13 protein-coding genes are annotated in these 11471 nt (G+C 72.5%); 6 read left to right on the top strand and 7 right to left on the bottom strand.

Annotated features, from left to right (window positions below):
- Window positions 1–167 precede the first annotated feature (167 nt).
- Window positions 168–638 carry a cyclic nucleotide-binding domain-containing protein gene (locus tag AC0AIB_RS30350; protein ID WP_328348385.1) on the top strand — a complete coding sequence of 157 codons (471 nt, stop codon included), beginning with the start codon at window positions 168–170 and terminating at the stop codon, window positions 636–638.
- 460 nt (window positions 639–1098) lie between these two features.
- Here AC0AIB_RS30350 and AC0AIB_RS30345 read toward each other — a convergent pair whose 3' ends face one another.
- Both AC0AIB_RS30345 and AC0AIB_RS30340 read right to left on the bottom strand, forming a co-directional pair.
- Window positions 1099–1665, bottom strand: a complete 567-nt coding sequence (locus AC0AIB_RS30345; protein ID WP_465097988.1) for a hypothetical protein — start codon at window positions 1663–1665, stop codon at window positions 1099–1101.
- Window positions 1666–1683: 18 nt separating this feature from the next.
- Window positions 1684–2127, bottom strand: coding sequence for a hypothetical protein (locus AC0AIB_RS30340; RefSeq protein ID WP_465097987.1), 444 nt, complete (start codon window positions 2125–2127; stop codon window positions 1684–1686).
- 133 nt (window positions 2128–2260) lie between these two features.
- Here AC0AIB_RS30340 and AC0AIB_RS30335 point away from each other — a divergent pair, with 133 nt between their 5' ends.
- The 3 genes from AC0AIB_RS30335 to AC0AIB_RS30325 all read left to right on the top strand — a co-directional run bounded on the left by AC0AIB_RS30335 (window position 2261) and on the right by AC0AIB_RS30325 (window position 4931).
- Window positions 2261–2761, top strand: a complete 501-nt coding sequence (locus AC0AIB_RS30335) for a GNAT family N-acetyltransferase (RefSeq protein ID WP_328348381.1) — start codon at window positions 2261–2263, stop codon at window positions 2759–2761.
- A 9-nt stretch (window positions 2762–2770) separates the two neighbouring features.
- Window positions 2771–3406: a hypothetical protein gene (locus tag AC0AIB_RS30330; protein WP_328348379.1), complete on the top strand. Its 636-nt coding sequence runs from the start codon at window positions 2771–2773 to the stop codon at window positions 3404–3406.
- Between the two features lie 202 nt (window positions 3407–3608).
- On the top strand, window positions 3609–4931 hold the full coding sequence (locus tag AC0AIB_RS30325) for a hemolysin family protein (protein WP_328348377.1): 1323 nt from the start codon (window positions 3609–3611) through the stop codon (window positions 4929–4931).
- A gap of 61 nt (window positions 4932–4992) precedes the next feature.
- Here AC0AIB_RS30325 and AC0AIB_RS30320 read toward each other — a convergent pair whose 3' ends face one another.
- Window positions 4993–5979: an aldo/keto reductase gene (locus AC0AIB_RS30320; RefSeq protein WP_465097986.1), complete on the bottom strand. Its 987-nt coding sequence runs from the start codon at window positions 5977–5979 to the stop codon at window positions 4993–4995.
- Between the two features lie 128 nt (window positions 5980–6107).
- Here AC0AIB_RS30320 and AC0AIB_RS30315 point away from each other — a divergent pair, with 128 nt between their 5' ends.
- Window positions 6108–6968 (top strand): helix-turn-helix transcriptional regulator, encoded by an 861-nt coding sequence (locus tag AC0AIB_RS30315; RefSeq protein ID WP_465097985.1) that lies wholly within the window; start codon window positions 6108–6110, stop codon window positions 6966–6968.
- Between the two features lie 95 nt (window positions 6969–7063).
- Here AC0AIB_RS30315 and AC0AIB_RS30310 read toward each other — a convergent pair whose 3' ends face one another.
- From AC0AIB_RS30310 to AC0AIB_RS30295, 4 genes are all read right to left on the bottom strand, one after another.
- A complete protein-coding gene (locus AC0AIB_RS30310) occupies window positions 7064–7381 on the bottom strand; it encodes a PRC-barrel domain containing protein (protein WP_465097984.1) in 318 nt (105 codons plus the stop codon).
- The gene (locus tag AC0AIB_RS30305; RefSeq protein WP_328348370.1) at window positions 7368–7745 is read right to left on the bottom strand and encodes a hypothetical protein; all 378 of its coding nucleotides are present in this window, start codon (window positions 7743–7745) and stop codon (window positions 7368–7370) included. Before AC0AIB_RS30305 ends, AC0AIB_RS30310 begins: the two co-directional genes overlap by 14 nt.
- A complete protein-coding gene (locus tag AC0AIB_RS30300; RefSeq protein ID WP_328348368.1) occupies window positions 7742–8968 on the bottom strand; it encodes an NRAMP family divalent metal transporter in 1227 nt (408 codons plus the stop codon). Before AC0AIB_RS30300 ends, AC0AIB_RS30305 begins: the two co-directional genes overlap by 4 nt.
- A gap of 203 nt (window positions 8969–9171) precedes the next feature.
- Window positions 9172–9546 (bottom strand): PaaI family thioesterase, encoded by a 375-nt coding sequence (locus AC0AIB_RS30295; protein WP_328348836.1) that lies wholly within the window; start codon window positions 9544–9546, stop codon window positions 9172–9174.
- Between the two features lie 116 nt (window positions 9547–9662).
- Here AC0AIB_RS30295 and tyrS point away from each other — a divergent pair, with 116 nt between their 5' ends.
- On the top strand, window positions 9663–10949 hold the full coding sequence (tyrS, locus tag AC0AIB_RS30290) for a tyrosine--tRNA ligase (RefSeq protein ID WP_465097989.1): 1287 nt from the start codon (window positions 9663–9665) through the stop codon (window positions 10947–10949).
- Window positions 10950–11471: the final 522 nt, after the last annotated feature.

The raw sequence follows: 11471 nt of genomic DNA, 5'->3' as shown, positions 1-11471 counted from the left end.
GCGGTCCGCCGACGCCACCCGACCCGGCGACAACACCCCCCGGATCATGAGAACGACAGGGGCAGGAAGTCATACCGGGCCGGGCGACCGAGGGTCCCCGGCTGGGGACGATCAAAAAGGTAACGGGCGGGCCACCGGTCGGTCCCTCCCGGAGGAAGGGCACCCTGATGACCCCGTTGGAGATGCTCACCGAGCACCCGTTCCTCGCCGGACTGCCGCAGGAGTGGCTGCCCCGGCTGACCGGGTACGCCCGACCGGTGGTCTGGCACCCCGGGCACCGGCTGTTCCGTGCCGGGCAGCCGGCGGAACGGTTCTGGCTGGTCCGGGGCGGTGAGGTGGCGCTGGACTTCCCGGTGCCGGGGCGCGGCGACGTGGGCATCGAGTCGATCGGGCCGGGCGGGGTGCTCGGCTGGTCGTGGCTGTTCCCGCCGTACCGGTGGCAGTTCGGTGCGGTCGCCGTCCGGCGGACCACCACAGTGGAGTTCACCGCCGAGGGGGTACGCCGGCTGATGGAGTCCGACGACGCCCTGGGCCGGCAGCTCACCACCCGGTTCATGAGCGTGGTGGTGGACCGGCTCCAGGCGTCCCGGGGCCGCCTGCTCGACCTGTACGGCTACCCGACCTCGGCGGCGAGCTGACCCGGACCGTCGGCGACGTTCCCGTCGGCGTCGGCCGGGACCGTCGCTGTGGTGGTGGCGCGTCGTGTCGGTGGATGACCAGTCCGGCCGGTTGGACGAAGATCGACCGTCGGGTGCGGGCGGCCTCCACCGCCGGGCAGAAGCCGGTCCCGGTGCACTTCTCGCACCGCGCGTTGCGGTGGTGGTCCAGGCAGCGCCAGGACAGTTCCACCAGGTACGGCACCTCGCGGTGTCCGCGCATCTCGCCTCCCGGGGGTGTCGGGGTCTTCGCGGCACCCCGCCCCACCGAGCCCAGCTCCACCAGGGCGGAGGCGCCGCGTCACCGATTCCACACCGTCAGTCGCCCACGTGTCAAAGTTGGCACGTCAGATATATCGCGTCGTCATGCTCGTGTGCCAGTTAACGTGACCCCGTTAGCGTGCAAGAACGATCGTGTCAACTGCGGCACGCGCGCACTGGTCTAGCTTGCTGGCATGACTGATGAGGTGCCGGGGCCACTCGTCGCCGCAGGCGAAATCCTGAAGATGCTGAATGTCAGCCGGTCACGGTTCCGGGCCATCGCGCTGCATCCAAACTTTCCGCGCCCGTTCCAGACGTTGTCGGTCGGCTCGGTGTGGCTGCGGTCCGACGTCGAGGCGTACATCCGGGAGCACCGTCGCCCCAGGCCGGCCGCAGACGAGGACGAGCAGGGCTGACTGTCCGCCAGCGTCAGGTCGTCGGTGAGGCCGGGGACCAGCACGAACCGTACCCAGATCGGGACGCCCCGGTCGGCGGGCCGCCGGCCGAAGCGCAGCGTCGGGGTGACGGATCCGGCGCGGGTGACCTGCCGGTAGGTCGCCGGGTCCCACGACTTGACGTCCAGCAGCACCAGGTCGGTGGCGTCGAGCATCGCGTCGTCGGCGCGGACCCCGAGGAAGCCGGAGGTGTCCAGCGCGGTGTGCAGGCCCGGTGTTTCGCCTGCACCATCAGCCTCGCCGGGCCGGGCCGCCCCGGGCAGAGGCGCAGGATCGCCTCCGCCCGGGACCAAAGACCCCCCGGTGGCCGGTCAGCGCTGCACGACCAGCCGGCGGGCCCGCAGCAGCCGCGCCCACCACGGCCGGGGCGACGCCGGGCGCAACGCGGGCACCCGCGCGCCGCGCAGGCTGACCCAGCCGCCGGGTCCCATGGTCACCCTGCCGATCGCCGGTGGCCGCCGTCGCGCCGCCACCCCCGCGATTACCAGGGCGACGGCGGCGGCACCGGCCGCTGCGGCGAGCACCCGGTCCGGGTCGGGTAGCCCCCGGTACCGGACCCGGCCGTCGGCGAGCACGAACGCGCCCACGGCCCGTCCGTCCCGGGTCACCGGCACCAGCGCGGCGGCCGGCGAACCGGGCAGGGCCAGCACCGGCCCCACCGGCCCGACCACCGTCGGCCCGCTCGCCTCCACCGGGGTGCGGGGCACCGGTGGCCCCAGCGGGGCGGGTCCGGTGGGGTTGAAGATCGCGGTCATGGCGCTGCCTCCTGCCGGTCGGAGCTGTCCCCTCGTTGGTAGCAACGGTCGGGAGCCCACCGGCAGGGCCGGACGGTACGCCGACCGGGCCACAGGTCCCGAGGTCGTCGGTGCCGGTGCGTATCCTCCGGCGGTGACCGACCTGCGCCTGCGTCCGGTGCGCGACGACGACCTGCCGCACTTCTTCGCCCACGAGCAGGACCCGGAGGGGGCCTGGATGGCCGCCTTCGGCCCGGCCGACCCGGCCGACCGGGCGGCGTTCGACGCGCATTGGGCGCGGATCCGTGCCGATCCCCGGATCGTGAACCGCACGGTGGTCGTCGACGGGGCGGTGGTCGGGCACGTGGCGGCCTTCCCGGTGGGGGAGCAGACCGAGGTCAGCTACTGGATCGACCCGCGCCGCTGGGGGCACGGCCACGCCACCGCCGCGCTGTCGGCGCTGCTGCGCGAGCTGCCGCAGCGGCCGGTGCGCGCCCGCGCCGCGAAGGACAACCGGGCCTCCCTGGCGGTGCTGCGCAAGTGCGGGTTCGTGATCGTCGGCGAGGACTCGGGGTACGCCCACGGCCGGGGCCGGGAGGTCGAGGAGTGGCTGCTGGAGTTGCCCGCCGCCCCGGCTGACCAGGGCGGGCACTAGTCTCGCGGGGTGAACTGGCTGGAACTCCTCGGCTGGGCCGGCTCCGCGCTGCTGGTCTGGTCGCTGCTGCAGACGCGCCTGCTGCGGCTGCGCGCCCTCAACCTGGTCGGCTGCCTGATCCTGATCGGCTACAACGCCGCCGTGCAGGTCTGGCCGATGGTCGGGCTGAACGTGGTGCTCGCCGTGATCAACGTGTGGTACCTGCGGTCGATGCTTGCCACCCGGCACGACGAGCAGACCTACCAGGTGGTCGAGGTGGGCGTCGACGACCAGTTCCTGGCCCACACGCTGCGGGTGCACGCCGCCGACATCGCCCGGTTCAACCCCGGCTTCCGACCGCCGCCGGCCACCGCCGACCGGTCGGCCTTCCTGGTGGTACGCGCCGACGAGGTGGTCGGGGTGGTGCTGGCGCACGCCGAGGCGCACGGTACCGCCCAGATCGACCTGGACTACGTCACCCCACGCTTCCGCGACCTCACCCCCGGCGAGTTCGTCTACCGCCGCAGCAGCCTCTTCACCGACCGGGGGTTCCGCCGGGTGGTCAGCCCGCCCGGCATGGTCACCCCCTACTACCACCGGCTCGGCTTCCGCCCCGAAGGCGACGCGTACGTGCTCGACCTCCTCCCGGCCGCCGGGCACGGCTGACCGGGCGACCGCCGGCGACGGCCGTTGAGCGGGCGAACGGTGCCGGACCGCCGGCCGGGCCCGGGTCCGGTCACCGATCGTGGCCGCGTGGAGGGTTCGCGGACCGCGCGGTTGGGCACAGACTGGGCTACGCCGGACGGGTCCTCCGCCCGGCGGCGTCGGCTCGTCGCCGACGCCCACCGCCTGAGGGAGAGTGCCGGGCGTGCAGAGCTACTGGAGCCAGTTGGCCCTGGTCGGAGTCCTGGTGGTGCTCAATGCGATCTTCGCGGGCAGCGAGATGGCCCTGGTGTCGCTGCGGGACAGCCAGATCCAACGGCTGGAACGCACCAGCCGGGCCGGTCGGGTGCTCGCCCGGCTGGCCAAGGACCCGAACCGCTTCCTCGCCACCATCCAGATCGGCATCACCCTGGCCGGGTTCCTGGCCTCGGCCGCCGCGGCGGTATCGCTGGCCAAGCCGCTGGTGCCGCTGCTCGGTTTCCTCGGTGGGGCCGCCGAGACGGTCGCCATCGTGCTGGTCACCCTGGCGCTGACCTTCGTCACCCTGGTCTTCGGCGAGTTGGCCCCGAAGCGGATCGCGATGCAGCGCGCCGAGCGGTGGGCGCTGCTGGTGGCCCGCCCGCTGGACATCCTGTCCAGCTTCACCCGGCCGGCGGTGTGGCTGCTCGGCGCGACAAGCGACCTGGTGGTCCGGTTCGCCGGGGTGGACCCCAAGCAGCAGCCCGACGAGATCGGCCCGGACGAGCTGCGCGACATCGTCGCCGGCAACCACGGCTTCACCAAGGAACAGCGGACGATCATCGCCGGCGCGGTGGAGATCGCCGACCGGCAGTTGCGCGCGGTGCTCGTACCCCGGTTGCAGGTCTTCACGCTCGACAGCGGGACCACCGCGGAGGCCGCCCGGCTGGTGCTGGCCGCCACCGGGCACTCCCGGGCGCCGGTGGTGCGCCACGGCGGCCTGGACGACGCGGTCGGGGTGATCCACCTGCGGGATCTGGTCGGGGTGCCGGACGACCGGCCGGTCGACGAGTGCGCCCGGCCGCCGATGCTGCTGCCCGACTCGCTGCCGGTGGTCGACGCGCTGCGCCAGTTCAAGGCGGAACGGCAGCACATCGCCCTGGTGGTGGACGAGCGGGGCGCGGTCGACGGGATCGTCACCCTGGAGGACATCCTGGAGGAGATCGTCGGGGAGATCTACGACGAGACCGACCGGGACGTCCGGGCGGTGCGCAAGGAGGACGACGGCTCGCTGGTGCTGCCCGGCACCTTCCCCGTGCACGACCTGACCGACATCGGCGTCGAGGTGCCCAACCGGCCGGCCGGTGACTACACCACGGTTGCCGGGATGGTGCTGTCCTGTCTCGGGCACATCCCCACGGTGGCCGGGGAGAGCGTCACCATCGACGACTGGGAGGCGACCGTCACCGGCGTCGACCAGCGCGCCATCACCCAGATCCGGCTGCACCACGCCCCGACCGCGTCCCCTGCCGACCAGGAGGAGCCGCTCCGCGACGAGGCCCACGCCTGACCCCGCCCCGGCCGCGCCCGGCGAACCGTCCCGTACCCCGTTCACGGCAGCATGACGGGCACTAGTTGCCGACGCCGAGGCTCGACATGAATGCCGCCGGGTAGCGGTCACCGCGCGCGGCACCCTTCGGCACGACCGCCTCGATCTCTTCGAGATCATCGGCCGACAGCTTCACGTCCAGCGCCGGCAACGCCTCGGCCAGCCGCTGCCGGGTACGCGCACCGACCAGCGCGACGATGGACGGGTCCTGCGCCGCCACCCACGCGATCGCCAGTTGCGCCACCGTGCACCCCTTCGCGCCGGCGACCCGGCGCAACGCCTCCACCAGGGCGAGGTTGTGCGACGCGTTCTCGGCGGAGAAGCGGGGAGCGTGGTTACGCGGATCGTCCGCCCGCCCCGGCACCCAGTTCCCCGAGAGCAGACCGCGGCCCAGCACCCCGTACGCGGTCAGCCCGATGCCCAGCTCCCGCAGCGTGGGCAGCACGTCGGCCTCGACCGCCCGCGACAGCAGCGAATACTCCATCTGAAGATCAGCAACCGGATGTACGGCGTGCGCCCGCCGGACGGTCTCCGCGTCAACCTCGGAGAGTCCCACATACCGTACGTAACCGGCGTCGATCATCTCCTTGATCGCGCCGATCGTGTCCTCGATCGGCACCGACCGGTCGAGCCGGGCCGGCCGGTAGATGTCCACGTGGTCGACGCCGAGCCGGGTCAGCGAGTAGCTCAGGAAGTTCCGCACCGAAGCCGGGCGGCTGTCCTGACCGGCGAAGCGCATGCCCGGCCCCACCTGCTGCCCGAACTTCACACTCAGCAGATAGCTGTCCCGGTCGCGTCCCCGCAACGCCTCCGACAGCAGCAGCTCGTTGTGCCCCATGCCGTAGAAGTCACCGGTGTCGATCAGCGTGACCCCGGCGTCCAGCGCGGCCCGCACGGTGGCGATGCTCTCCCCGCGATCGGCCGGGCCGTACGCGCCCGACATGCTCATCGCCCCCAGCCCCGCCGCGGAAACCGTGGGACCCGTGTCGCCCAGAGTGCGTGTCTGCATCGAACTCTCCCTCATCGGTCGATCTCGGCTCCACCCTGCGCCGCTTTCCGGCCCGCCGGCAGCGGAGTGCTTATCGTGGGAGCGCCACTCCCTGGCTCGGGGCCCAGCCCCGGGGGCAGCATGGAGGCATGCAGCGTGAGCAGCTCGCCGACTTCCTGCGCCGCCGTCGCGGGGCCATCCGCCCCGCCGAGGTCGGCATCGCCGGCGGCCCCCGCCGCCGCACCGCCGGCCTGCGCCGCGAGGAGGTCGCCCTGCTCGCCGGCATGTCCGTCGACTACGTCGTCCGCCTCGAACAGGCCCGCAGCAGCCAGCCGTCGACCCAGCTGCTCGGCGCCCTGGCCCGGGCCCTGCGCCTGACCGACGACGAGCGGAGCCATCTGTTCCACCTGGCCGGCCACCAGCCGCCGCCCGCCGACGGCATCGCCCGCCTGGCCCGGGCCGGCCTGGTCCGCCTGCTCGACCTGGTGGGCGACACCCCCGCCCTGGTCCTGTCCGACCTCGGCGAGATCCTGGCGCAGAACCGTATGTCGATCCTGCTCACCGGCGACCACACCGGGCTGACCGGCGACCACCGCTACGTCGCCTACCGCTACTTCACCGACCCGGCCATCCGCGACCTCCACGGTCCCGAGGAATGGCAGCGGCACGCCCGCCAGCAGGTCGCCGACCTGCGTGCGGTGGCTGGCCGGCGGCCCGACGACCATGCCGTGACCGGCCTGATCGAACGGTTGCGGGCGGCGAGCGACGACTTCTGGCGGCTGTGGGCCGAGCACGAGGTGGCGGTGCGCCGGGCCGACCGCAAGACGTTCAGGCACCCGCGCGTGGGCCGCCTCACGATGGACTGCGAAACCCTGGTCACCCCCGACCTCGGCCAGCAGCTGCTGGTGCTGACCCCGGCCGACGCCGAGGCCCGGGAGAAACTCGACCTGCTGCGCGTGCTGGGGGTCGAGGAGTTCCCGAGCACCAACAAGCCGCTCGCCCGGCCGTGACCCTCGACGTGGACGGACTGTCTCGACACTGATGATCGTGACGTGGCCGGCGGTGATGAGCCAGTCACGTAGCTTGGTCGTTCCAGGACGGGGCGCTAGACCGAGGCGGCGCTGTCGCCGAACGGAAAGCCCGGCACCGGTGGCAGCAGTTGGACCTGGTCGGCAGGGAACTGGCGGGTGTCCCGGCTCAGGGCCCGCGCGAGGAGCCGGATCGCCCAGGGCCCGGACGGGTGCCGTTGTGCCCCGATCAGCCGGCCCCACGTCCGGCTCCACCAGTGGGCGGTCACCAGCACGTCGGTGAGCCGGAGCCGGCCGTCCGGGGAATCACCCCGCACCACCACGTCCACCACCCGGCCCAGCCGTCGCCCGTGCAGGTCGTACGCGGTACGGCCGAGCAGCTCACCCGCTCGCACGGTCGGCGCCCGGGATCCGGTCGATCAGGTGCCGACGCAGCCAGGTCTCCACCGGCGGGCGGGGCAGCTCGTCGGCGTGGGCGTGCAGCCGTACCGCGCTGTCGATCCGGGCGACCCGGTCGAACGGGATCCGCAGCGGCACCGACGCCTCCTCGGTGAACCGGTCGGCGAGCGCGACCAGCAACCGTCCGACCCGACCGCCGATCCGCCGGCCGAGCGCCCCCTGCCCGGTCAGCAGGTACGCCACGTAGGGCAGGCCCTGGTCGTCGACGGCGAACTCGACATCGTCGACCTTGCCGAGCAACAGCCCGTCGACGTCGACGATCTGCCTGTCGAGCAGCTGCCGGCCGAGCTGGACCCTCACCGTCCCATCCCCGTCCCGATCGCCAGCGGGATCGCGGCCACCGAGGCCACCACGATCACCACCAGGAACACCACGCCGAGCAGGTTGAGCCACGGCCCGTTCACGTCGTCCCCCAGGTACGTCCGGTCGTTGGCCACGATCAGGATCGGCAGATACGTCAGCGGTAACACCACCGCGCTGGCGATCAGCATGTACTCGGTCAGCCGTACCGGGTTGACTGTGGTGAACAGCAGCAGCATCCCGGCCAGCATGCTGACCAGCAGCACACTGTGGAACCGGGCGGCCTCCCGGGGGCTGACCCGTTTGCCCCACTGCCAGCCGAAGTACTGCGCCGCCGCGTACGCCGCCGACAGACCGGTCTCCAACGCGGCCCCGAAGGTCACCGCGAAGAAGGCCAGCGCGGCGACCGCCAGCCCCACCCCGCCGAACGCCAGCACCACCGGTTGGGCCACCTGGTCGAGGGTCGACAGCGACACCCCGCCCGGGTGGAAGACCACGGCGGCCGTGGCGACCAGCGACAACGCCAGCAGGCCGCCGACCGGGAAGCCGATGAGCACGCTCGACCGGGCGTCGGCGAGATCGGCCGCGCCCCAGTTCTCCTCCACCCCGCCGGAGGAGAAGAAGAACACCTCGTACGGGCTGACGGTGGAGGCGAACAACGCCACCGCAACGAACCAGTACGCCCCCCACCCCTGGCCGGCGGAGTCGGGATGCAGCGCGCCGTGGCCCAGCGCCGCCCAGTCGGTCGGCAACCAGAACAGCGCCAGGGCGAAGACCAGCAGGGTGAGCCCGGCCAGCCCGAACACCCGCTCCATCAGCTGGAACCGCATCCGCCACAGCACCAGCCAGACCGCGAACGCCGCGACCGGCACCCACAGCAGGTAACTCACCCGGGAGGCCAGTTGCAGCGCCAGCGCCACCCCGCCCAGCTCGGCGGCCAGGGTCAGCACCGTGACCAGGTAGGACGCCGCCAGGTTGAGCAGCGCCACCCGGGGACCGAGCCGCTCCCGGACCAGGTCGAACACCGCCCGGCCGCTGACCGCCGCGATCCGCCCGGCCATTTCCGCGTACGCGCAGATGCCGACCACCCCGACCAGTAGCACCCAGGCGTGCGCCATGCCGAACCGGGCGCCCGCCTGGCTCGCCGCCACCAGGTCGCCGATGTCGACGAAGCCGCCGATGGCCGACAGCACCCCGAGGGTGGCGGCGAGGAGCTTCCTCACGTGGGGACGGGATCGGCGGCGGTCATCGAGGCGACGATATCGGCGCACGGACCTATCTACCGGGCAAACCGGTCAGGCTCGCCGTCCCGCCAGCCCGCACTCCCCGCAGGCGGCCGGACCCGGCCCCGTCATCGCGCCGGACCCGGCCCGTCGCCCGCTGCCGGCCTCACGCGACCCGGGTCGGCGGCCTACTGCGGGTCGGGTCAGCCCCTGGTCAGGTTCTGCAACCGGACCTGGCCCCGGGAGACCAGCCGGCCCTCGCCGTCGGTGATCTCCACCTGCCAGAGCTGCTGACTGCGACCCCGGTGCACGGGGGTGCCGACCGCGACCAGCTCACCCTCGCGTACCGCGCGGAGGAAGTCCGTCTGGTTGGACACCCCGACCACGCTGCCCCGGTCGCCGAGCCACAGCGTGCCGCCCACGCTGCCGACCGTCTCCACCACCGTGCAGTAGACCCCGCCGTGCAGGATGCCGGCCGGCTGGTGCAGCTCCGGTCGGACCTTCCAGCGGATCACCACCCGGTCGCCGCTGGCCTCGTCGAACGTCAGCCCCAGCAGGCCGACCAGACCATCCGTCATCTCCGGGATCTCCACGGCTGTTCCTCCTCGTCGCACCGGCCCGGCCAGCCTAGTCGCGTCGCCGGCCGGCAAACCCGGTACGTCCCCAGGTGGGCAATGGGGGAGAATCGTTGACCGTGACCGACAGCAACCTCCCGCACGGGCGGGACTCCCTGACCGACGACCTGCGGTGGCGGGGCCTGATCCAGGACTCCACCGGCCCCGACGAGCTGCGCGAGCTGCTCGACGACGGGACGGCCACCTTCTACGTGGGCTTCGATCCGACCGCGCCCAGTCTGCACGTCGGTCACCTGATGCAGGTCGCCACCGCCCGTCGGCTCCAGCTCGCCGGGCACCGCCCGCTGCTGCTGGTGGGCGGTGCCACCGGCCAGATCGGTGACCCGAAGGAGAGCGCCGAGCGCACCCTCAACCCGCCGGAGGTGGTGGCCGGCTGGGTGCAGCGCATCCGCGACCAGCTCGCGCCCTTCGTGTCGTACACCGGGACGAACGCAGCCCAACTGGTCAACAACCTGGAGTGGACCGGCGAGATGTCGGTGGTCGAGTTCCTCCGGGACGTCGGCAAGCACTTCCCGGTCAACAAGATGCTGGCCCGGGAGGTGGTGCGGGCCCGGCTGGAGACCGGCATCAGCTTCACCGAGTTCAGCTACCAGCTGCTCCAGGCCAACGATTTCTTCGAGCTGCACCGCCGGCACGGTTGTCAGCTCCAGTACGGCGGCTCGGACCAGTGGGGCAACATCACCGCCGGCGTCGACTACGTCCGGCGTCGGGGGGCCGGCCCGGTGCAGGCCTTCACCACGCCCCTGGTCACCAGGTCGGACGGCACCAAGTTCGGCAAGACCGAGGGCGGCGCGGTCTGGCTCGACCCCGAGATGACCAGCCCGTACGCCTTCTACCAGTTCTGGGTCAACGCCGACGACCGGGACGTCACCCGTTACCTGCGCTACTTCAGCTTCCGCTCCCGTGAGGAGCTGGAGTCCCTGGAGAAGGAGACGGCGGAGCGACCGGCGGCCCGCACCGCGCAACGCGCCCTCGCCGAGGAGCTCACCACCCTGGTCCACGGCGCGGAGGAGACCCGGCAGGCGGTCGCCGCCAGTCAGGCGCTGTTCGGCCGGGGCTCGCTCGACGACCTCGCCCCGGAGACGCTGCGCGCCGCGTTGAGCGAGGCCGGCCTGGTGGTGCTCACCGGCGAGCTGCCCGACGTGGCCGGGCTGCTGCGCGACTCGGGGCTGGTCGGCGGGCTCAAGGAGGCCCGCCGGGTGATCACCGAGGGCGGCGCGTACGTCAACAACACCCGGGTCACCGACGTCGACGCCACAGTCGACCCGGCCACCCTGCTGCACGGCCGCTACCTGGTGCTGCGTCGGGGCAAGCGCTCCTTCGCCGGTGTCGAGCTGCGCCGATGACCCCTGCCCGTCGCGACCTTCTGTGGTCTCCGGCGAGGGCCTCGCGCGCCCTGAGGGCCGGCTGTGGTTTCCGGGTGAGGGCCTTGCCCACCTGTAGGACCGGCGCCTGTCGGACCGGCCTGCTTGCGGGAGTGTGACGTGGGACGCGTTCCGCGGATTTGACGATCAACTCGCCCAACGCGTAACTTTCTCTCTGCCAGCGCGGAACGGACGAAGCAGGGCGAAAGCCCCAGAGGCCGGAGCATGGCGTGAGGTACCGACTTCGCTGGGTCCGCCCGGCCGAAGCGCGGGGCCGGGCGGTGCCCGGATCGGCCCAGGGCCGATTTGGTGGGGCGAAGCCGACCGGGTAACGTATGACGCCGGCAGGGAACCGGGCGAGCGTGCGGGAGACCGCAGCGGCCGGCCTGACGGAAATCACGAGGGATTCCGGTGTGAGCCGGGATGTTCGTGGTGTGTGGAAAATGTGGTGGAAGTGGTGTGGATCGCTACAGAGCGGTTTGACACGGCGGATATCACCGGGTA

The organism is Micromonospora sp. DSM 43699, from assembly GCF_055517075.1.
Note: the sequence above shows the minus strand (reverse complement) of the source record. Positions and strands in the feature narration are given on the sequence as shown.